Source organism: Cupriavidus sp. HE11 (assembly GCF_056097175.1).
This window is the reverse complement of sequence record NZ_CP184464.1, coordinates 2,709,514-2,730,164: the sequence shown is the minus strand read 5'-3', so window position 1 is coordinate 2,730,164 and position 20,651 is coordinate 2,709,514. Positions and strand designations below refer to the sequence as shown.

Sequence of the window (20,651 nt, the reverse complement as noted above, 5' to 3'; positions counted from 1 at the left end):
CGTAAACAACGGCGGGTAAACCGCTTGGGCTGGTGCGCTGGCCTCTCTTTCATCTCAAAAGGTAACAGACCATGAATTTCAAGCTGACGATCCTCGCTGTGAATACCCGTTCGGGTGTGGCCCAAAAGACTGGCCGTCCTTACACGATGCACGAAGCGCAATGCGTGATCACGGCGCAACGAGAAGGCCAGGAGCCTGTTGTGAGCGTGGGAACGGTCATGCTGGCGGACTCGCTCAAGGACACTCCGCAAGGTGACTACCTGCCCGATTTCATGCCGCGTGTTCGTGATGGCCGCATCGACTTTGAGGTGTCGGGCCTGAAGTCGCTGTCTGGTCGTCCGGCTGCGCAAGCCAATAAGCAACCGGCAGCGGTCTAACGCTGCCCTACTCCTGAGCCCGGTACGCCGGGCTCTGTTTCGTTTACGGGAGGTGCTGTGATGAATGTTTCGCCATTGGCATGGGATCAGGTCGCAACGCTGGTTTCGTTGTCCGTGATGTCGGTGGTGCTCGGCGCCATGTTGGGCGGGTTCGTGTACGGCCTCACTCGTAGCGTTTGGGAATGCGTCGGTGAAGTACTGGCGGAAAAGATCAACGTGCGCAACGCGGACAAGGTTCGTGAGCTGCAAGCGCGCGTGTGGCGGGAAAAGAGGGGTCAATAGTGGCTCAGTGCGTCGTGTGGCAAGGGGCGTCGCTGGTAGCGACTACCGATGCGCCTGAGGTGTGTCAGGGCTTCGTGCTGCTGCAGTCGACCGAGTACACGAATGCGATGAGCCTCGCACAAGGTTTGCAAATCCCAACGCAGGATCAAATGAGTGCGGCGTTTGCGTTGGGATTCATTCTGCCGGCGACGTGTTTCGTCGTTGCGCGTGTCTGCCGTGCTCTCTTTGTCTGGGAAAAATGACCATGAAAAACCTCTATCGTCGTATCGCTGTTGCTTCGGGTTCGGTTGCCGCCATGGCTGCTGCTGGTGCTGCCAATGCTGCTGGTGGTATCGATTTTTCGACCATCACGTCGGGCGTGGATTCGTCCACTGTCGTGACGGCCATTGTTGCCATGGGTGTCGTGCTGGCTCTGCCGGGCTTCGCGAAGTGGGCAACGAAGAAGGTGGCGGGGTTCTTCGGTTAATCCGTCGCTGTGCTGTGCAGGCCCGTACGCGTCCGCTACGGGCCTTTTTCGTTTCTAGGGGGTGATGATGCTATGGCTACTGTTCTATGCGCTTCTCGGGGTCGTGTGCGCCTTCAGCGTGGCGATTGGATTCGGCAGCTAGTTTCCGTTCTGTTGGCGCTTGTGCTGGCTGTGGTTTTGGTGGCCAAGGATGCTGAGGCTCAATCGTTGGCGGGTGGCGCGCCGACAAGTGGAGTTGCCTGGAGTCTTGGTCCGGGGTCTACGCCGGGCACTGCGTCTGTGAGCGGTAGCACCATGACGGCGGTTGCGGCCTTTGCGGTGACTGCAACGCTGTTCGGTGTCACTCAGGTGTGGCCGGTTGGTCGTGCTGTGTCCGTTGGGGCCAGCGTCATGGGTGCGGCGGGTCGTGCGGCGATGCAGGCTGCAATGTCGCGTGGCGCGTTGACTGGTGCTGCGCTTGCCGCTGCAATGGCGCTTGCAGGGGATACGACCTATGACCCTGCGTCGAATTCGTTTCGCACAAAGAATCCGTACACCGGCAGCCAGCCTTATTCCTCTGCGGGCGGATACTGGGTTTCCGGATTTGTTTCGACTGTTGCTGCTGATCCGCAACCTGTTTGTGATGCGTTGATGTCTTGGGCGATATCGACGCAGACTGCGTACAACTTTTCGATGGGGACATTCGTTCTCACTAACTCGACGGCGGGTTCGTGTCACTTGAATCGCACGCCTAAGGCTGGCGGAACGGTTGTTGATGTTACGTACAGCCTGACGCATAAGACTGGTTGCAATACGGGCGATACGTTGCGTGCGGACGGGATGTGCATTCCTCCTGGTTGGACTGATCCGGGCACGTCGGCGTCGACGAATGCGCAGATCGAAGCTGCGATTGCTGCCACGCCTGCGAGCTGGCCGAATATCTTCAGTGCTGCCGGTTGCCCGGAGAAAATCAATAGCTATATCGATCTTGCTGCGCTGTCGGGCAACACTGATCCTTGCGCCATGATCGTCGTAGGTGGGTCGCCCTCGCCTGCTACGGTGCCGACTACAAACAATCCGTACGGTTGGCCGTCGAAGACGTGGACGGAAGCATCAAACGGGGTCACGCATACCAAGACGTTGCAGATGTCGACTGCTGTGGCCGCGAACACGGGGGCGGATGCCCGAAGCAACCCTGTTTCCGTTCAAACGACTGCGACGCAAACGGATTCAGCGAAGGATGCGGCGGGCAATACGACGACTACGACGACGACTAGCACGGCGCCTGCTGAGACCAAACCGGGCGATACCACGCAGGATGGTTCGGCGACGTTTGGCGCGGGTGATGCAACGCTCTACACGAAGAAAACGCGGACGTGGAATGACGTTCTCGTTTCGTTTCAGAACACGTTGCGCGGTGCGCCTTGGTACGCGGCTGCTACAGGGTTCTTCAACGTGTCGATTTCGTCCGGTGGGTGTCCGCACTGGACTGTTGCTGCAACGAAGTGGACGCCTTCGCTTGATGCTGGCCAGTACGTGTGTAGCTCGAACATGCAAACGCTGTATGCCATCGGTGGCACGGTGATGTTGATCGTGGCCGCGTGGGCGGCGTTTCGGATCGCATTCCTATGAACGGCATCATTAACGCTATCAGCGCCTTCGCGGCGTGGCTGTTGAGCCTGTTCGTCAAGGTTTTCTTGGCTATCTGGGACCTGTTCAATGACCTGTTGATTTTCGCGGTCGATGGCGTGCTGACGGCGCTTGGCGCTTTGATCTCGGCGATACCTGCGCCTGCATTTCTGCAGGGGCTCAGCCTTCAAACGTTGTTCAACGGCATGGGTGCGGACGTGCTGTATTTCGTGGCCGTGTTCAACATCGGACCCGGGATTGTGTTGCTCGGTTCTGCGTTTGCATTCCGTATGGCGCGCAAGGTTGTGACGCTGTTCCAGTGGTAACGAATAACCGTCACGCGTGACGATAAAACGAGGGGTCAACGATGTTCATTTTTCACGAAGGGTTGCCGCGTTCGGGCAAGTCGTATGAGGCGATGGTCAAGCGGATCATCGTTGCGTTGAAAAAGGGTCGCAAAGTGTGGGCGCGGCTTAACGGTATGGACTTTGACAAGATTGCTGAGGTGTCGGGTCTGCCTGTTGAGCGTGTGCGTGAGTTGTTGCACGAGATTCCGGAAGACAAGGTTTTAGAGTGGGCGAAGCTGGTCGAAAACGATGCCTTGGTTATCTTGGACGAGATGCAAAATTTCTGGCCACATGGTTCCGCTCGCAGCATGGGGCCGGATCAGATCAAGGCGATTGCGGAGCATGGTCATAGGGGCTTGGATATCGTGGGCATGGGGCAGCTGTTGCAGGGTGCTGGCGGTGTGCATCCAAACTGGGTGAACCGCTGCGATCAAAAGATCGTTTTCGAGAAACAGAATGGGCGCGGCAAGGACGATAGCTATCGTTGGACTGCGTACAAGGGCAAGCACGACGGAAAGAAGATTGTCTTTCTGAAGACGAACAGCGGGCTGGAAAAATACGACCGGAAGTACTTTGGCACCTATGCCACGCGGGTCGAAGGGTCGGACAACGCGGAGACGTATCAGGACAGTCGTACGAACATTATGAGCAACCCGGTGTTTCGCAAGTGGTTGCCGCTGTTCGCTGTGGTGTTGATTGGTGCGGTGTCATTTCTTGTGTATCTGTTCAAAGGCGGCGGCCTTGAGAAGGGTCTGACCAAGGGCGTGAAGACTGAACAGCCTGCCCACGTGGTGACGACTACAACGGTGACGCATGCCCCTGCTCAGTCGGTGGCGTCGGTACCGCAGTCGGGTGTTCCGGGTACGGCGGTCGGCGATGGCAAGCCGCAACCTGAGGCGATGGCTGCGGATTATGTGGCGGCGATCTCCGGGAAATGGCGGCCGCGGCTAAGTGGGCTGATCTATGACAAGCGGCGGGCTCGTCTGTACGTCGAGTGGTACGACGATGCGTATCGGCTGAAAGAACGGTTGTCGGCCGCGCAGTTGGAAGAAATGGGATGGGGCGTGCGGCAGTCGGCGTATGGGGAACACGTGATTTTGAGTAAGTCGGGGACGGTGATTGCGGTTACGTCGTGGCCCCTTGAGGCGTTCGGCAAGGTCAGCGAAGAAACGAACAAGGGCTTGGCTGAGGCCGGACGCAGCAGGTCGGACGGCTAGTGCTGCGATCGCGAATGGGGTGCGCAATTTTCTGTCGTCTCGAGATCTAAAAACGGTGCGCCAGGTTGAAGGTTTCGAGATCTCGCGCAGCAGGAAATTGCGTCTAGCGTTAGGAGTGTCTGCGCTAACGTCAAGAACCAAAGAACCAAGATCGTATTTCCCTCGTGGCGGTTGTCGAGCGACTCAGCGAGGCTGGCGGGACCGAGTAGCGGGCTGCGCGATATCGGGTGACGAAGGCAACGCTGCCGCAAGCTGCCCTAGCCTCTACAAGCCGCTTTTGAAGGGCGGTTGATGTCCGGGGTAGTCCGAACTGGAATGCGGGCCGTGTAGGGGCGTTACGCGCGGTTGTAGGGGCGTCGATGGTGAGCCCCCGCCTCGCCCGGAGCGAAGCGAGGACGGACGGGGGCGAGCGGAGCGAGCCCCTAGACTTGAAGTAATAACACTTAACGGAAACGCAGTACTGGCGCGGCTTGCAGGGCGATAACACCTGCAGGCAGCAAAGAAAAAGCCCGGCATCTGTTACCAGCAGATCCGGGCCTACATCGCGACAAGTTTCAGGACACTCGCAATGCGTGATCACATTATAGATAAACACTATCACCTCGTTCAAGGCAATTACAGCGAAGCGGATACTAAGGCTGTTGCCCATCAGGAGCGGGAGCGCTTGAACGAGGCTGAGCGCGGCTTTACTGAAGGGCCGTGGAAAGACACTATCGTCGGCCGCATGCGGTATTTCGAGGATGGCGCGGTCAACTTCTACGCGTTTCCTGTCTCGGTCCGGACTCGCCTGGGCGAACTGCGTGAACGGTGGCTGGCCAAACGCACCAAGCGCGGCGAATCCGAAAATGCCGAACAGTCTCAAGAGTCATCGGCAAGGCGTGCCAAGAAAAACGTTCGCCTGCGCTGCCAAACCATTGCAGCGGATCGTTTGCTGACCCTCACATACCGTGGTGCCATGACTGACATGGATCGGCTCAAAAGCGATTTTGATGCGTTCCGCAGGGCCATGCGCAAGGCTGGCGAGTGGCATTACGTCGCGGTCCCTGAACCGCACAAGAGCGGCGGCTGGCATATCCATGTCGCGGTGCATGGTCGTATGGCCTATAACCTCGTGCGCGGCATTTGGCGTCGCATCGTCGGCAAGGATGAGCAAGGGCGGCCGGGCGGCAACATCGATGTGCGCAATCCGAAAGACGGCGTGAAGTACGGCAAGTGGAAACGGCACATGCTGGCTGCTTACATCGCGAAGTACATCGCCAAGGGTGGCGGCGATCACGACCTAAACAAAAAGCGTTACTGGTCTTCCAAGGGCATCCCAGTGCCTGAGCCTGTGACGTACATGTCGGTCGATGGCACCGATATGCATAGCGTGATCGTGGACGCAATGCACGCTGCAATGCAGGTGTGCCCTGCTGACGAGATTCAGGCGTACGTATCCGATGGTGGGCGTTACTTCTTTGTCGGGGCGTCACCATCAGCGTGATAGTGCTTGCAATTATCGTAACGTGTGACGATAATTAATCCACACACTATGGGGTCAAACATGTCCGCTTTCATTTCTGCTGTGGGGCTCGGGGTCGCGATTTTCGTTGTGATCTATTTCGCGGTCTTCCTTACTGACGTTCTCGAATTCTTCTTCGGTCGATCTCCTGTTCGCAAGCCAAAGAAGGTTCGCTACAAACGACTTTCTACCCTCCTGGACAAAGATGGCAATCGAATCGTGGTCGAGGATGAGAAGTGGCGATGAAAGACTCACACGACAACAAAACGGGCGAACTGGTGCCCGTTAAGCGCAAGCGGGGTCGCCCGGCATCGGGCAATGCGATGACGGCTGCTGAACGGCAGGCTGCGTACCGAGCGCGTAACGGGCTTACCTCGGTCACTGTCGAGTTACCGACTGAGTTGGTGGACGCGCTGAGTGACTATCTGCGGTTCAAGGACACGACACGGAATGCGGTTTTCGAAAAGCTGTTGCGTTCGCAATTGTTGAGAAAGCGGTGACGTAGCGGTGTGGTATCGTCGTGGCGACTAAAGAACTAAAAAATGGTGGTCGCTATGCTTCGGTACCTCACTTGCATTCTGTTTGCGGCGCCGCTCGTTGCTGGCGCGCAGTCGTACACCGTGACGACGACAACGACTACCACGACGACACGTCAGTCCGACGGCACTGTGAAAGTTGAGACAACGCAAACGCGGAGTGTTCCGTACTCGGAAGCGCGCTGTCAGCGTTTGCGTGTCGATGAAAGTATGTTGATAGATCAGATTCGGCGCACGGGCTGGCGACTGGAGCAAGCAGGTGCTAGCGCGGAACTAGCGCGCGTGCAAGAGGAGATCAACAATCGAGGCTGCTAGGCTGCGTCTAGCAGGCTGAGTTGCGTTCTTTCGTGGTGGCGCTTAATTGCGCGTTTGATGCTTGATATATGGGTGCCGTACTGGCGGGCAAGTTCGGACTTGGTATGGTTGCCTGTGAACCATAGCCGCAATGCTTCTGCTTCGTCCTCGGCGCTCATGGCGGTAGGCCGTCCCATCTTCACGCCGCGTCTTGCTGCGGCCGCCATGCCTACTCTTGTTCTTTCGCGTATGAGCTCTCGCTCAAATTCGGCGAATGCTCCAACGATTTGAAAGATCATCCGACCTGCTGGTGAGCGTGTGTCGATGTGTTCAGTCAAGCTGCGGAATTGCGCGCCTGCTGCTTCGATCCGTTCGATGATGATTAGCAGGTCTTTTAGTGATCGTGCGATGCGGTCTAGCTTGTAGACGACTACCGTGTCACCCTGGCCGATGGTGGCTAGCATTTGCTCTAGCACTGGTCTTTTCGATGCGCTTCCGCCCGAGCGTTTCTCGGAAAAAACAAAACCGACGCCTGCTTCTCGCAATGCGTCGGTTTGAGCGTGAGTCTCTTGTTCTTGCGTGCTAACTCTTGCGTACCCTACTAGCATGACCCTTCAGCGAAGTTGTTTCGCGTCAGTGTAGCTGTTCGAGTGCTGAGTTAAGCAGTCTCTTATAAATGGCGGAGAGGGTGGGATTCGAACCCACGGTACCGTTGCCGGTACGCCTGATTTCGAGTCAGGTACATTCGACCACTCTGCCACCTCTCCGGTAACTTGGTCGTTGCGTTAGCAGCGAAACCAAGATTATAGGGACATTGCCATCTGCTGCGCAAGCCCCTTTTGCAGAATTTTTTATGCTTCCGGTTCCAGGCGCTCGATGCCGCCCATGTAGGGCTGCAGTGCCTTGGGCACGGTGACCGAGCCGTCGGCGTTCTGGTAGTTCTCCAGAATGGCCACCAGCGTGCGGCCCACGGCCAGGCCGGAGCCGTTCAGCGTATGCACCAGTTCCGGCTTGCCCTGGCCGGCGCGCGCACGCGCCTGCATGCGGCGGGCCTGGAAATCGCCCATGCTGGAGCACGAGCTGATCTCGCGGTAGGTGTTTTGCGCGGGGATCCACACCTCGATGTCATAGGTCTTGGTGCTGCCAAAGCCCATGTCGCCGGTGCACAGCACCACGGTGCGGAACGGCAGTTCCAGCTTCTTCAGGATCGTTTCGGCGTGGCCGGTCATCTGCTCGAGCGCGTCCATCGACTGCTCGGCCGGCACCACCTGCACCATCTCGACCTTGTCGAACTGGTGCTGGCGGATCATGCCGCGCGTGTCCTTGCCGTACGAACCGGCTTCCGAGCGGAAGCACGGCGTATGGGCCACGAAGCGCATCGGCAGCTTCTCGGCGGCGACGATCGCATCGCGCACGATGTTGGTCAGCGGCACTTCGGCGGTCGGGATCAGGTAGAAGTTCTCGATCGTGTCCTGGCCGTCCTCGCCGCCAACCTTGCGCGGCACCTTGAACAGGTCGTCCTCGAACTTCGGCAGCTGGCCGGTGCCACGCATCGACGCGGCATTGACGATGTACGGCACGTACATCTCGGTGTAGCCGTGTTCCAGCGTGTGGGTATCCACCATCAGCTGCACCAGCGCACGATGCATGCGCGCCACGCCGCCGCGCAGGAACGAGAAGCGGGATCCGGTCACCTTCGAGGCGGTCTCGAAGTCCAGGCCCAGGCGGGCGCCCACGTCGACGTGGTCCTTCACCTCGAAGTCGAACGTGCGCGGCGTGCCGACGCGGCGCACTTCCACGTTCTGGGTCTCGTCCTTGCCCAGCGGCACGCTGTCGTGCGGCAGGTTCGGGATCGACATCATCGCGTCGTTGAGCTGGCTCTGGATCTGGGCCAGGCGCTCGGCCGACGCCTTCAGCGTGTCGCCAATGCCCGCCACTTCGGCCATCGGGGCCGAGGCGTCCTCGCCCTTGCCCTTGAGCATGCCGATCTGCTTGGACAGCGTGTTGCGGCGGGCCTGCAGGTCCTCGGTCTGGGTCTGCAGTTGCTTGCGTTCGGCCTCCAGGGCCTGGAACGTGGCCACGTCAAGTTGGTAGCCGCGCGTGGCCAGGCGCTGGGCCACGGCGTCAATGTCTTTGCGGAAAAGCTGGATGTCGAGCATGTTGCAATCGGTGTGCAGTGCCGGCGACATGCCGGCGAACGCGACATTTTACTGCACCGGCAAGACCGCACAGCAGCGAATCTGGCCCGATTTCCCATGCTTTTCGGGCATTCGGCGCCGCATCCTGCCCGTGGCGGCGTGCGCGGCTACGCTGCCGCCGGGCTTCCGGGCCTACTTTCCGTCCTTGCCGCCGACTTCCGGCCCGCCCCGGCTGTCCCGATGCCAGGCGGCGTCCAGGTCGCGCAGATGGCGCAGCTTGTCGCCAATCTTGCCCTCCAGGCCGCGCGGCGTGGGCTGGTACCAGTCCTGGCGCCGCAGGTCGTCGGGCAGGTAGTGCTCGCCGGCCGCATAGGCTTCCGGCTCATCGTGCGCATAGCGGTAGGCGTGGCCGTAGCCCAGTTCCTTCATCAGCCTGGTCGGCGCGTTGCGCAGATGGACCGGCACCGGGCGCGACTTGTCCTTCGAAACAAAGGCACGGGCCGCGTTGTAGGCGTTGTAGCCCGCATTCGACTTGGGCGCCACGGCCAGATAGATCAACGCCTGGGCCAGCGCCAGCTCGCCCTCCGGCGAGCCCAGCCGCTCGTAGGTTTCCGAGGCGTCCAGCGTGATGCGGGCCGCGCGCGGATCGGCCAGGCCAATGTCTTCCCACGCCATCCGCACGATGCGGCGCGCCAGGTAGCGCGCATCGGCGCCGCCATCGATCATGCGGCAAAACCAGTACAGCGCGCCATCCGGGTCGGAGCCGCGCACCGACTTGTGCAACGCGCTGATCTGGTCGTAGAACGCGTCCCCGCCTTTGTCGAAGCGGCGCAGGTTGTCGGACAGCGCGCTGCCCAGCAGGGCAGTGTCGATGATCTGGACGCCGGCATTGCGCGCGGCGCGCACCACGATTTCCACGTTATTGAGCAGCTTGCGCCCGTCGCCATCGGCCGACCCGACGATCAGGCCCATGGCCTCGTCGTCCCACTGCACGCCGCCCAGCTCGCCGCTGGCGCGCATCACCAGCTGCTTCAAATCTGCCTCGTCCAGGCTCTTGAGCACATAGACCGCCGCCCGCGACAGCAACGCGCCATTGACCTCGAACGACGGGTTCTCGGTGGTGGCGCCGATGAACACGAACAGCCCGCTTTCCACATGCGGCAGGAAGGCGTCCTGCTGGCTCTTGTTGAAGCGATGCACCTCGTCCACGAACACCAGTGTGCGGCGCCCATGGGCGCGGTACTGCTCGGCGCGCTCCACCGCCTCGCGGATGTCCTTGACGCCCGACAGCACGGCCGATAGCGCGATGAATTCCGCGTCGAACGCGTCGGCCATCAGCCGTGCCAGCGTGGTCTTGCCAACGCCGGGCGGCCCCCACAGGATCATCGAATGCGGTTCGCCCGATGCAAAGGCCACGCGCAATGGGCGGCCGGCACCCAGCAGGTGCTGCTGGCCGATGACCTCGTCGATATTGCGCGGGCGCAGCCGCTCGGCCAGCGGTTGTCGGGAACGTTCAGGAGGGTCGGAGAACAGCGAATCCGCCACGGTACTGGAGCCTTTGTCGTGTGGTAGCGCCGCCACAGGCGGCACGGAACGCCACAGTGTAGACGATCGGGGCCAGCCGGATATTTTTGCGTCGCCCCCTAAAGTCGGCTCCGATTCCGCCGATAACGTCCAATGGCCCGCGTTTCATGCACGCGGGAAGGTCGACGCCGGCACAACGACCGGCGGCTCACTTCAGAACCACTCACTGTTGGCGAATTTCGGGGATTTGTATGCTGCGATACCGCATGCTGATGTTCAAGCTGAACCGGCTGGCGAGCAAGAACAAGCTCAATGGCGTGGAAGAAATCTCGCTGGCCGGGCAGTTTGCCGAACTGATTGAATCGCAGGAAGAGGCCGACCAGGTCATCACCGACCTGTTCGAGCATGAAAATCCGCACGTGCGCCGCATCGGCCTTGCCGCCATCCGCCGCACCCGCCGCTACGGCGGCCGCCTGCTGCAGCCGGCGCTGTTGCGCCGCATGATCGACACGGAAGGCTGGATCCGCCACGACGCAGTCTGGATCGTCCAGGAAGCCGATATGGACGGCGCCGAAGTACGCGCCTCGCTGCGCCGCATCGCCGCCAATGTGAAGCTGCCGCAGGACGCCGTGCGCGCCAAGCAGGCCCCCACCGACGGCATGCTGCACGCTGCCGTGCGCGCCCGTCAGTATCTGGACGTGCTGATTGCGCGGTCAGCGGCCGCTCACAACGAGGCGCTGGCCGCCGGCGGCGGCCTGGCCGGTGCCACCGACGGCAAGCCGTATGCCCAGGACTCGGTCGGCCATATCCGCGCCGTTCACCGCCAGTTGCAGCGCAAGCTCGCCGGCCGCAAGCTCAAGAGCAGTACCAAGCTCAAATTCCGGAAGGTGGAGCCGCGCTACGACGAAAACGACAACCGGCGCTTCTTGCTCTGAATCTTGTTCCGATGGCTCGGCGGCGTCGCCATTGCGCGGCGCAGCAATGAGCATGCTCGGGGGGCGATCTGAATTCTTTTGAATTCCGGCATGACCAGGGCGGCCCGGCCGTACCATGGCTGGCAACCGGCGCGACCGCGCTGGCTCGTCAGGACGCCAGGATCAGGAGGACACCACTGCCATGGCCATCACCACCCGCATGCGCAAGAAGAAGCAGTACAAGAAGGCAGTGCTGAAGCTGCGCGCCGCCATCAAGCGTGGCAATTCGGAAGCGATCCGCATCCGGCGCGAGCAATTGCAGGCGCTGCCCAAGCCGCGCCAGCGCTACGCCCGCGAGTCACTGGCGGCATAGGCAGTCGCCAGTCCCCTCGCACGCCGTGCCGCAGGGCCGGCGCTGCGGGGCGCGACTCAGCCCTTGGCCCGCTCGGTCAGGGTCTTCATGGCGTCCGCGGGCAACGGGCCGTGGCAGCTGCGCTCGCCATTGGCCTGCCCGACAATCAGCCAGACCTTGTCAGTGGTACCGGCAGGATGCAGCAGCCATGCCGGCCCGCGCGTGGTGTTGCTGGCGGGCAGGTCTTCCAGCACGCCGTTGTGCGGCGACTGCAGCAGCGCGGCGCACTCGTTCTGCGCGATGCGCGTGGCTTTCAGGAAATCGGTATTGCCCAGCACCTCGGGCAGCGCCGTGTCCGAGCCGCGCAGGAAGGCATCGACATCGAACTTGCTGGCCTGGCTGTGCGCGCAGGCGGACAGGACCAGCGCGGCGGCCAGCGCGCCGCCAGGGGCGGCCAGGCGGGATACCGCGCGCAGGCTCGGCAGTCGGGGGAAGGCGGGGGCGTCTTTCATGTCTGTCCTATGGCGTCTGTCTGGCTCTGTCTGGCGGTCTGGCTTCTCGGGCTCGCGCCTTATTGCTTCATCACGTCGGCACCCTTCGGCACCGTGAAGCGGAAGGTATCCGCCGGCAGCGACGGGTTCTTCTGCATGCCCGTGAACGTCAGCATCGTGGTATTGCCAAACGCGTCGCGCAGCTCCATCGCTTCGAGATTGCCGCTCTTGAAGCCGATACCGATGCGCTCGAACTGCGTGTCCTTCGACTTCGGCGTCAACTCCAGCCACTCCACGCCATCGCGCGTGGCGCCGTTCTTCACGTCGAAGTTCTTCGACAGGTCATTGCTGCCGAACAGGATGGCGGCCGGGCTGGAACCCAACGCGTTGTCGAGCTTGCGCTCGGTGACCTGGTTCAGGTCCTTGTCGTAGATATAGAGCGTCTGGCCGTCGGCCTGCAGCAGCTGGTCATAGGGCTTGGTATAGCGCCAGGTGAACTTGCCGGGACGCGAGAACGCGAAGGTCCCGCTCGACGTGCCGGCCACCTTGGCATCGGCGCCCTGCCCCTTGATCTGCTTCTGCGTGAATTCGCCCCGGGCGGTCTTCACGCTGGTCACGAAAGTCTGCAGCTGGTCGGTGGCGGCGGCATGTGCGGCGGGCACGGCGGCCAGCAGCGCCAGCGTCGCGCACAGCGGCGCGAGAATGCGATGTCGCATGGAATCGTTCCTTACGATTTGGCTGATGTCCGATTAGAGCACGCCGCGTATCGCCAATTCCGCGACAGGCTGTGACGGGCGTAACGGTATATTACCCGTCACTTCAGCCTGTGCGGAGACGCGCGACGTCAGTCTTCGGCAGTGGCGCTGCTGCCGGCCGGGACCAGGATGTCCCGATTGCCGTTGCCGGACATGGCCGAGACCAGGCCGGCCTTTTCCATGTCTTCCAGCAGCCGCGCCGCGCGGTTGTAGCCGATGCGCAGGTGCCGCTGCACCAGCGAAATCGACGCCCGGCGGTTCTTGATCACCACTTCCACGGCCTGGTCGTAGAGCGGATCGGCCTCGCCGCCGCCGCTGCCAATGCCGGCGCCGCCGCCAAGGCTGTCGCCGGCGCCATCGCCATCGACCAGCCCGCCTTCGAGGATGCCCTCGATATAGTTGGCCTCGCCGCCCTCCTTGAGCTTGTCGACCACGCGGTGGACTTCATCATCGGACACGAACGCGCCGTGAACCCGGATCGGCATACCGGTGCCCGGCGCCAGGTAGAGCATGTCGCCCATGCCCAGCAGCGCTTCGGCGCCCTGCTGGTCAAGAATGGTGCGCGAATCGATCTTGCTGCTGACCTGGAACGCGATACGCGTCGGCACGTTGGCCTTGATCAGACCGGTGATCACGTCCACCGACGGCCGCTGCGTCGCCAGCACCAGGTGCAGGCCCGCGGCACGGGCCTTCTGCGCGATGCGGGCAATCAGCTCCTCGACCTTCTTGCCCACCACCATCATCAGGTCGGCCAGTTCGTCGATGACGATGACGATCGTCGGCAGCTTGTCCAGCGGTTCCGGGGCGTCCGGCGTCAGGCTGAACGGATTCGGGATCTTTTCTTCCTTCGCCGCGGCCTCGTCGATCTTCTTGTTGTAGCCGGCCAGGTTGCGCACGCCCAGCTTGCTCATGAGCTTGTAGCGGCGTTCCATCTCGCCCACCGCCCAGTTCAGCGCATTGCCGGCCTGGCGCATGTCGGTCACCACCGGGCACAGCAGGTGCGGAATGCCTTCGTAGACGCTCATTTCGAGCATCTTCGGGTCGATCAGGATCAGGCGCACCTGGTCGGCGCGGGCCTTGTAGAGCAGCGACAGGATCATCGCGTTGATGCCCACCGACTTGCCCGAGCCCGTGGTACCGGCCACCATGCAATGCGGCATCTTGGCCAGGTCGGCCACCATCGGCTTGCCGGCGATGTCCTTGCCCAGCGCCATGGTCAGGCTGGACGCGCTCTCGTTGTAGACCTGCGAGCCCAGGATCTCGCCCAGCCGTACGGTCTGGCGCTTCGGATTCGGCAGTTCCAGGCCCATGTAGTTCTTGCCCGGGATCGTCTCGACCACGCGGATCGACACCAGCGACAGGCTGCGCGCCAGGTCACGCGCCAGGTTCACCACCTGGCTGCCCTTCACGCCCGTGGCAGGCTCGATCTCGTAGCGGGTGATCACCGGGCCCGGATAGGCGGCCACCACCTTGACCTCGACACCAAAGTCCTTGAGCTTCTTCTCGATCAGGCGGGACGTGTACTCCAGCGTCTCGGCGCTGACTGTCTCCTGGTGGGCCGGCACGGCGTCCAGCAGCGACAGCGGCGGCAGGTCCGTATCCTGGATATCGGCAAACAGCGGCTGCTGCTTCTCGCGCTCCACGCGCTCGTGCTTGGGCACGGCCTGCGGACGCACGATCTGCACCGGGGCGGCCTCTTCCTGCTTCACGCGCTGCACTTCCACGGTTTCGGTGCGTTCCACCTTGGCAGCCGCGCCGATGATGCGGTCCTGCTTCTTCTCGCGGCGGGCCTTGAAGCCCATGAACAGCGTCTCGACAAAGCCGCCCACGTGCTCGGCCACCGACAGCCACGAGAAATGGAAGAACAGCGACAGGCCGATGGCAAACATCAGCAGCAGCAGCAGCGTGGCGCCCGAGAAACCCAGCGCCAGTTGCAGCCAGCCGCCGAGCAGGTCGCCCAGCACGCCGCCCGGCGCGCGCGGCAGGGCCGAACGCAGCGGGTACATGCGGATGGCCTCCAGGCCCATGCTGGACACCAGCGTCAGCGCAAAGCCGATCCAGCTGATGGCCGTGCTGTGCTGCGGATCGGGCACGCGCTCGGGCAGTTCGGCGGTCAGCACGCGCCAGCCGCGCCAGCAGCGGCGGATCAGCAGCACGCTCCACCAGTAGGCCGAGAAGCCGAAGATGAAAAAGAGGATGTCGGCCACCCAGGCGCCCACACGGCCGCCGAGGTTGCGGATATCGGCCACTTGGCTGGCATGCGACCAGCCGGGATCGGCCTTGCTGTAGCTGGCCAGCACGCACAGGAAGCCAAGCGTCACGGCAAGCAGCAGGAACCAGCGCACCTCGCCAAGCAGCTTGCCGATGCGCGATGGAAGTGCCGACGGGTCGGTCCGGGTAGTCGTGGTAGCGCGAGCCATGCGTCAGGGTCTGTTCGATCGTGCGAAGTGGACGATGGCGGCCATTTTAACCTCGCCTGACCCTATCGCCTTCATTGGAATTTGCAACAGTCGGCAAACGCCGCGCCACATATAATGGCGGTTTCGAGTGACACCGGGGCGAATGCCGCACCGGCTCACTTGCTGTCTACAGGAACGCATCATGTCCGCAAAACACGCAAAAGTGCTGATTCTCGGGTCCGGACCGGCTGGCTACACCGCCGCCGTCTACGCAGCCCGCGCCAACCTGAACCCCGTGCTGATCACCGGTCTGGCCCAGGGCGGCCAGCTGATGACCACCACCGACGTGGAAAACTGGCCCGCTGACGCTAACGGCGTCCAGGGCCCGGACTTGATGCAGCGTTTCCTGGCGCATGCCGAGCGTTTCAACACCGAAATCATTTTCGATCACATCCACACGGCCAACCTGACCGAAAAGCCGATCCGCCTGATCGGCGACGCTGGCGAGTACACCTGCGACGCGCTGATCATCGCCACGGGCGCCTCGGCACAGTACCTGGGCCTGCCGTCGGAAGAAAGCTTCATGGGCCGCGGCGTGTCCGCCTGCGCCACCTGCGACGGCTTCTTCTACAAGAACCAGGAAGTGGCCGTGATCGGCGGCGGCAATACGGCCGTGGAAGAAGCGCTCTACCTGTCGCATATCGCCAGCAAGGTTACCGTGATCCACCGCCGCGACAAGTTCCGCGCCGAGCCGATCCTGGTGGACCGCCTGCTCCAGCGCGTCAAGGAAGGCCGTGTCGAACTGCGCTACGACCATACGCTGGACGAAGTGCTGGGCGACCAGTCCGGCGTGACCGGCCTGCGCATCCGCGGCACGAAGGACACGACGAAGACCGAGGATCTCAAGCTTTCGGGCCTGTTCGTGGCAATCGGCCACAAGCCGAACACCGACCTGTTCGTCGGCCAGCTGGAGATGAACAACGGCTATATCGTCACCAAGAGCGGCCTGTCGGGCGACGCCACGGCAACCAGCATCCCGGGCGTGTTCGCGGCCGGTGACGTGCAGGATCACGTCTACCGCCAGGCCATCACCAGCGCCGGCACGGGCTGCATGGCCGCGCTGGATGCCCAGCGCTACGTCGAAGCCCTGAAGTAATTTCCCGCCGGGCGGCCGCCGGCCGGCCCTGGCGCGAACCCCACGGGGACGCCCGCCTTGCAGCGGCCGTCCCCGTTTTCCTTATAATCGGTGCCGAGCTTTCAGAAATTTCTGCTATGTCGCAAGGCGCCAAAACCCCTCCCAAGCGATTCGGCCTGCACGATCTGGCCGCGGTACGTGACGATCTCAAGGCCGATGCCGAGCGCCGCGAAGCCGAGCGCAAGGCTGCCGAAGCCGCTGCCAGGCGTGCCGAGGAAGAGGCCAATGTCTTCCGGTCCAGTATCGGCTCGGTCAGTTCCCTGCGCGACCGCAATCGCGTGCAGCACGCCGCCAAGGCTCCCGCCCCCATTCCGGTACAGACCCAGCTCAACGACAAGGCGGTGCTTGAAGCGTCGCTGTCCGATGAATTCGATGTCGAGAACCTGCTCGATATCGACGAGACCATGTCGTTCCGCCGCCCCGGCATTGGCGAGGATGTGATCAAGAAACTGCGCCGCGGCGAGTGGGTGCCGCAGGACAAGGTGGACCTGCACGGCCTGCGCAGCGACGAAGCCCGCGAGGCGCTGGCCAATTTCCTGCGCCGTTCGGTGCGCAATGGCGTGCGCTGCGTGCGGGTGATCCACGGCAAGGGCATCGGCTCGCCGGACAAGCTGCCCGTGCTCAAGGGCAAGGTCCGCAGCTGGCTGGTGCAGAAGGAAGAAGTGATCGCTTTCGTCCAGGCCCGCGAGTCGCAAGGCGGTGCGGGCGCCCTGATGGTCCTGCTGCGCCAGCCCAAACCCTGACGCCACCTATGCACCTGCACCTGCCGTTCGATCTGCTGATGGGGCGGCTGCCCCTGATCCTCCATGTCATGGAGATCACCGGGGTACTGGCATTCGCCGTATCGGGCGTGGTGGATGCCCGCAAGCAACGGCTGGACGCCGTGGGCACGTTCATCGTCGCCTTTGCCACGGCCTTCGGCGGCGGCACCGTGCGCGACGTGCTGCTGGACCGCCGGCCGTTCTACTGGGTCGAGCACGAATACTACGTGCTGCTGATCTTTGCGATGTCGATCGGCGCGGCGATGGTGTTCCGGATGGTCAGCACCGTGGCGTCGGACCGCGCGATGCTGGTGGCCGATGCCATCGGCCTTGGGTTGTTCTCGGTCACGGGCACGTCGCTGGCGCTGGTGGCGCAGATGACCCCGACCGTGGCAGTCATGATGGGCATCATCTCCGCCGTCTTTGGCGGCGTGCTGCGCGACGTGCTGTGCAACGAAGTGCCGATGATCCTGCGCGACCGCTCGCCCTATGCCACCTGTTCGTTCGTGGGCTGCTGGGTCTACGTGGGGCTCACGTGGTTGCGCGCGGACCAGGAAGTGGCCCTGCTGTCCGGCGCGCTGGTGACGATCGGCATGCGGCTGCTGTCCGTCCGGTTCGCGTGGAAGCTGCCAAGTTGAAGACTCCCCCCTCTCCCGCGCTCTCCCCCTGAGGGGAGAGCGGGCCAAGACCCTGCAGCGTGGCCTCGCCCGGGCGCGGTTCGCGGCGTTGGCCGCCAGACAATCCCCGGCATCTTCAACGTTTTCAACGCAGCGAACAGCCAAAACGGAAAGGCCGGCGTCGCCGCCGGCCTTTCCGTTCAATACAAGCGCTTGCTCAGACCGCCGCTTCGTCCTGCTCGCCGGTACGAATGCGGATCACGCGCTCGATTTCGGTCACGAAGATCTTGCCGTCGCCGATCTTGCCCGTGTGGGCGGCCTTGACGATGGCGTCGAGCACGGTGTCCAGCTGGTTCTCGGCCACCACCACCTCGATCTTGATCTTCGGCAGGAAGTCGACCACATACTCGGCGCCGCGGTACAGCTCGGTATGACCTTTCTGGCGGCCAAACCCCTTTACCTCGGTCACCGTCAGACCGGTCACGCCCACGTCGGCCAGTGCTTCACGCACTTCGTCGAGCTTGAACGGTTTGATGATGGCGGTAATCTGCTTCATGGCTGGCCTCTGTCTCTAAAGGTGTCGGAAGATGTCAGATTCTAGCCCGAAACACCACACGCCGATTGCGGGCGTACCCACATTGCCCGCAATCGGCATGCCAGACGGCATGACAATCAGCCCGCCTGGTCCGGAATCCGGGCCAGATCGCGCACCCAGACGGCCGATTCACCGTCGCTCGGCGCCCGCCAGTCGCCACGCGGCGACAGCGACCCGCCCGAGCCCACCTTGGGCGCGTTCGGGATGCACGACCGCTTGAACTGGCTGGTCCGGAAGAATCGGTCGACAAAAATCCCGAGGATGCGCTTGATTTCCGGCAGTTGATAGCTGTTGCGGGCTACATGCGGGCCGTTTGGCCAGTTGCCGCGCGCCACGTCGCCCCAGGCATGCAGCGCCAGGAACGCGACCTTGGACGGCGAATACCCATAGCGTAGCGTGTAGTACAGGTTGAAATCCTGAAGCTCGTAGGGCCCGATGATCTGCTCGGTCTTCTGGCCGGGCGCCTCGTCCTGCCCGTTGGCGGCGGGAACGCTCGGCACCAGTTCGGGGCTGATATCGGTATCCAGCACCGCCAGCAGCACGTCTTCGCCGCCCTTGCCGATCTGGCTGGTTTCTGCCACCCAGCGCACCAGGTGGCTGATCAGCGTCTTGGGCACGCTGGCGTTGACGTTGTAGTGGGACATATGGTCGCCCACGCCGTAGGTACACCACCCCAGCGCCAGTTCGCTGAGATCGCCGGTGCCGATCACGATGGCGCCGTTGTGATTTGCCAGCCGGAACAGGTGGTTGGTGCGCTCGCCGGCCTGCACGTTCTCGAACGTGACGTCATAGACCGGCTCGCCACGCGAATACGGATGATCCAGGTCCTTCAGCATGGCCAGGCAGCTCGGCCGGATATCGATCTCGCGCGCCGTGCAGCCCACGGCCTGCATCAGTTCGCGCGCCTGCTTCAGCGTGCGGTCGCTGGTGGCGAAGCCCGGCATCGTATAGGCCAGGATATTGGCGCGCGGCAGGCCCAGGCGGTCCATGGCCTTGGCGCAGACCAGCAGCGCATGGGTGGAATCGAGCCCGCCCGACACCCCGATCACCACCTTCTGGATCCGGCTCGACGACAGCCGCTGCACCAGCGCCTGCACCTGGATGTTGTAGACCTCCATGCAGCGCTCGTCGCGGCGGCGCGGATCGGCCGGCACGTACGGGAAGCGCTCGACCTTGCGCTCCAGCGGCAGCGCCTGCGCGGTGGGCAAATCCATCTGGAAGGCCACCACATCGAACTTCTCGACCTCGTCCTTGTGCCGGCGCACCGATTGCCCGAACGACGTCTGGTGCATGCGCTCGCGCGACAGGCGCTCCAGGTCGATATCGGCGAAGAGCAGGTGCGACGTATCGGCAAAACGCTCCGATTCGCCCAGCAGTTCGCCGTTCTCGTAGATCAGCGCCTGACCGTCCCAGGCCAGGTCGGTGGTCGACTCGCCCTTGCCGGCCGACGTGTAGAGGTAGGCCGCCAGGCAGCGCGCCGACTGCTGCGACACCAGCTGATGGCGATAGCCCGACTTGCCGACCACGATATTCGACGCCGACAGGTTCACCAGCACGGTGGCGCCAGCCAGCGCCGCGAACGACGACGGCGGGATCGGCACCCAGACGTCTTCGCAGATTTCGGCGTGGAAACGGAAGAACGGGATGTTCTCGATCTCGAACAGCAGGTTCGCCCCGAACGGCACTTCGGCGCCCAGCAGCGACACCGTGTCGACGGCGGCGCAATCGGCGCTGCTGAACTGGCGGGCCTCGTAGAACTCCCAGTAGTTCGGCAGGTAGGTCTTGGGCACCACGCCCTGCACCACGCCGTTGGCCACCACCACGGCGCAATTGAACAGCTGGTGCTCCACCAGCACCGGCATGCCGACGATCATGGCGGCACGAATGCCGGCCGAGGCCTCGACGATCGACTGCAGCGCCAGTTCGCATTCGCGCAGCAGCGCGCGCTGATGGAACAGGTCGTCGCAGGTGTAGGCCGGCAGGCCAAGCTCGGGAAATGCCACCAGCACCGCGCCGCCGTCGGCGGCCTGGCGGGCCAGGGCGATGGTCTGTTCGGCGTTGTACGCGGGATCGGCCACGCGGCACTCGGGCACGCCAACGGCCACGCGCGCAAAGCCGTGGGAATAGAGGTTGTAGAAAGGGTGCGTCATGTCTGGACCCGTACCGGGAAGGAATGTCGGGGGAGTGGACATCGGAAAACGGATATGCGCATTCTACGACGCCCTGCGGCGGGCCGGCGTTTGCATCACGCTGACGGCGCCTGCAGCACAATTTCAATTCCG

Annotated in this window: 22 protein-coding genes and 1 tRNA gene; 14 read left to right on the top strand and 9 right to left on the bottom strand. The window is 62.8% G+C overall.

Annotated elements, in window-relative coordinates:
* Window positions 1-71 precede the first annotated feature (71 nt).
* From ACOABP_RS12625 to ACOABP_RS12585, 9 genes are all read left to right on the top strand, one after another.
* Window positions 72-377, top strand: coding sequence for a hypothetical protein (locus ACOABP_RS12625; protein ID WP_474225376.1), 306 nt, complete (start codon window positions 72-74; stop codon window positions 375-377).
* 60 nt (window positions 378-437) lie between these two features.
* Complete coding sequence (locus tag ACOABP_RS12620; RefSeq protein ID WP_474225375.1) at window positions 438-659, top strand: hypothetical protein; 222 nt, start codon at window positions 438-440, stop codon at window positions 657-659.
* Between the two features lie 244 nt (window positions 660-903).
* Complete coding sequence (locus ACOABP_RS12615) at window positions 904-1,125, top strand: hypothetical protein (RefSeq protein ID WP_474225374.1); 222 nt, start codon at window positions 904-906, stop codon at window positions 1,123-1,125.
* Window positions 1,126-1,419: 294 nt separating this feature from the next.
* Window positions 1,420-2,736, top strand: a complete 1,317-nt coding sequence (locus ACOABP_RS12610) for a hypothetical protein (RefSeq protein ID WP_474225373.1) — start codon at window positions 1,420-1,422, stop codon at window positions 2,734-2,736.
* Window positions 2,733-3,059 carry a DUF2523 domain-containing protein gene (locus ACOABP_RS12605; RefSeq protein WP_474225372.1) on the top strand — a complete coding sequence of 109 codons (327 nt, stop codon included), beginning with the start codon at window positions 2,733-2,735 and terminating at the stop codon, window positions 3,057-3,059. Before ACOABP_RS12610 ends, ACOABP_RS12605 begins: the two co-directional genes overlap by 4 nt.
* A gap of 41 nt (window positions 3,060-3,100) precedes the next feature.
* A complete protein-coding gene (locus ACOABP_RS12600) occupies window positions 3,101-4,297 on the top strand; it encodes a zonular occludens toxin domain-containing protein (protein WP_474225370.1) in 1,197 nt (398 codons plus the stop codon).
* A gap of 568 nt (window positions 4,298-4,865) precedes the next feature.
* Window positions 4,866-5,780 (top strand): rolling circle replication-associated protein, encoded by a 915-nt coding sequence (locus ACOABP_RS12595; protein ID WP_474225368.1) that lies wholly within the window; start codon window positions 4,866-4,868, stop codon window positions 5,778-5,780.
* A gap of 60 nt (window positions 5,781-5,840) precedes the next feature.
* Window positions 5,841-6,044, top strand: a complete 204-nt coding sequence (locus tag ACOABP_RS12590; protein WP_474225367.1) for a hypothetical protein — start codon at window positions 5,841-5,843, stop codon at window positions 6,042-6,044.
* Complete coding sequence (locus ACOABP_RS12585) at window positions 6,041-6,298, top strand: hypothetical protein (protein WP_474225365.1); 258 nt, start codon at window positions 6,041-6,043, stop codon at window positions 6,296-6,298. The genes ACOABP_RS12590 and ACOABP_RS12585 overlap by 4 nt, the downstream gene beginning before the upstream one ends.
* Window positions 6,299-6,645: 347 nt before the next feature.
* Here the strand turns inward: ACOABP_RS12585 and ACOABP_RS12580 are convergent, their stop codons facing one another.
* The 4 genes from ACOABP_RS12580 to ACOABP_RS12565 all read right to left on the bottom strand — a co-directional run bounded on the left by ACOABP_RS12580 (window position 6,646) and on the right by ACOABP_RS12565 (window position 10,311).
* Window positions 6,646-7,236 carry a recombinase family protein gene (locus tag ACOABP_RS12580; protein WP_474225363.1) on the bottom strand — a complete coding sequence of 197 codons (591 nt, stop codon included), beginning with the start codon at window positions 7,234-7,236 and terminating at the stop codon, window positions 6,646-6,648.
* A gap of 69 nt (window positions 7,237-7,305) precedes the next feature.
* Window positions 7,306-7,395: transfer RNA gene (locus tag ACOABP_RS12575), tRNA-Ser, on the bottom strand.
* Between the two features lie 84 nt (window positions 7,396-7,479).
* Window positions 7,480-8,787, bottom strand: coding sequence for a serine--tRNA ligase (gene serS, locus ACOABP_RS12570; RefSeq protein ID WP_474227827.1), 1,308 nt, complete (start codon window positions 8,785-8,787; stop codon window positions 7,480-7,482).
* Between the two features lie 171 nt (window positions 8,788-8,958).
* A complete protein-coding gene (locus ACOABP_RS12565) occupies window positions 8,959-10,311 on the bottom strand; it encodes a replication-associated recombination protein A (protein ID WP_474225362.1) in 1,353 nt (450 codons plus the stop codon).
* Between the two features lie 230 nt (window positions 10,312-10,541).
* Here ACOABP_RS12565 and ACOABP_RS12560 point away from each other — a divergent pair, with 230 nt between their 5' ends.
* Both ACOABP_RS12560 and ACOABP_RS12555 read left to right on the top strand, forming a co-directional pair.
* On the top strand, window positions 10,542-11,225 hold the full coding sequence (locus ACOABP_RS12560; RefSeq protein WP_474225360.1) for a hypothetical protein: 684 nt from the start codon (window positions 10,542-10,544) through the stop codon (window positions 11,223-11,225).
* 181 nt (window positions 11,226-11,406) lie between these two features.
* Window positions 11,407-11,577, top strand: coding sequence for a hypothetical protein (locus ACOABP_RS12555; RefSeq protein ID WP_474225359.1), 171 nt, complete (start codon window positions 11,407-11,409; stop codon window positions 11,575-11,577).
* Window positions 11,578-11,633: 56 nt separating this feature from the next.
* On the opposite strand, the gene ACOABP_RS12550 is transcribed toward ACOABP_RS12555, so the two are convergent.
* From ACOABP_RS12550 to ACOABP_RS12540, 3 genes are all read right to left on the bottom strand, one after another.
* Window positions 11,634-12,068, bottom strand: coding sequence for a hypothetical protein (locus tag ACOABP_RS12550; protein ID WP_474225357.1), 435 nt, complete (start codon window positions 12,066-12,068; stop codon window positions 11,634-11,636).
* A gap of 59 nt (window positions 12,069-12,127) precedes the next feature.
* Complete coding sequence (gene lolA / locus ACOABP_RS12545) at window positions 12,128-12,763, bottom strand: outer membrane lipoprotein chaperone LolA (protein WP_474225355.1); 636 nt, start codon at window positions 12,761-12,763, stop codon at window positions 12,128-12,130.
* A gap of 128 nt (window positions 12,764-12,891) precedes the next feature.
* On the bottom strand, window positions 12,892-15,222 hold the full coding sequence (locus tag ACOABP_RS12540) for a DNA translocase FtsK (RefSeq protein WP_474225354.1): 2,331 nt from the start codon (window positions 15,220-15,222) through the stop codon (window positions 12,892-12,894).
* 181 nt (window positions 15,223-15,403) lie between these two features.
* Here ACOABP_RS12540 and trxB point away from each other — a divergent pair, with 181 nt between their 5' ends.
* The 3 genes from trxB (at window position 15,404) to ACOABP_RS12525 (ending at window position 17,795) form a co-directional block, all read left to right on the top strand.
* Window positions 15,404-16,357, top strand: coding sequence for a thioredoxin-disulfide reductase (trxB, locus tag ACOABP_RS12535; protein WP_474225353.1), 954 nt, complete (start codon window positions 15,404-15,406; stop codon window positions 16,355-16,357).
* Between the two features lie 116 nt (window positions 16,358-16,473).
* Complete coding sequence (locus ACOABP_RS12530; protein ID WP_066739257.1) at window positions 16,474-17,139, top strand: Smr/MutS family protein; 666 nt, start codon at window positions 16,474-16,476, stop codon at window positions 17,137-17,139.
* 8 nt (window positions 17,140-17,147) lie between these two features.
* On the top strand, window positions 17,148-17,795 hold the full coding sequence (locus ACOABP_RS12525) for a trimeric intracellular cation channel family protein (protein WP_474225352.1): 648 nt from the start codon (window positions 17,148-17,150) through the stop codon (window positions 17,793-17,795).
* A 196-nt stretch (window positions 17,796-17,991) separates the two neighbouring features.
* Here the strand turns inward: ACOABP_RS12525 and glnK are convergent, their stop codons facing one another.
* Both glnK and ACOABP_RS12515 read right to left on the bottom strand, forming a co-directional pair.
* A complete protein-coding gene (glnK, locus tag ACOABP_RS12520) occupies window positions 17,992-18,330 on the bottom strand; it encodes a P-II family nitrogen regulator (RefSeq protein WP_006162803.1) in 339 nt (112 codons plus the stop codon).
* Window positions 18,331-18,446: 116 nt separating this feature from the next.
* Window positions 18,447-20,519 carry an NAD(+) synthase gene (locus ACOABP_RS12515; protein WP_474225350.1) on the bottom strand — a complete coding sequence of 691 codons (2,073 nt, stop codon included), beginning with the start codon at window positions 20,517-20,519 and terminating at the stop codon, window positions 18,447-18,449.
* Between the last annotated feature and the right edge of the window lie 132 nt (window positions 20,520-20,651).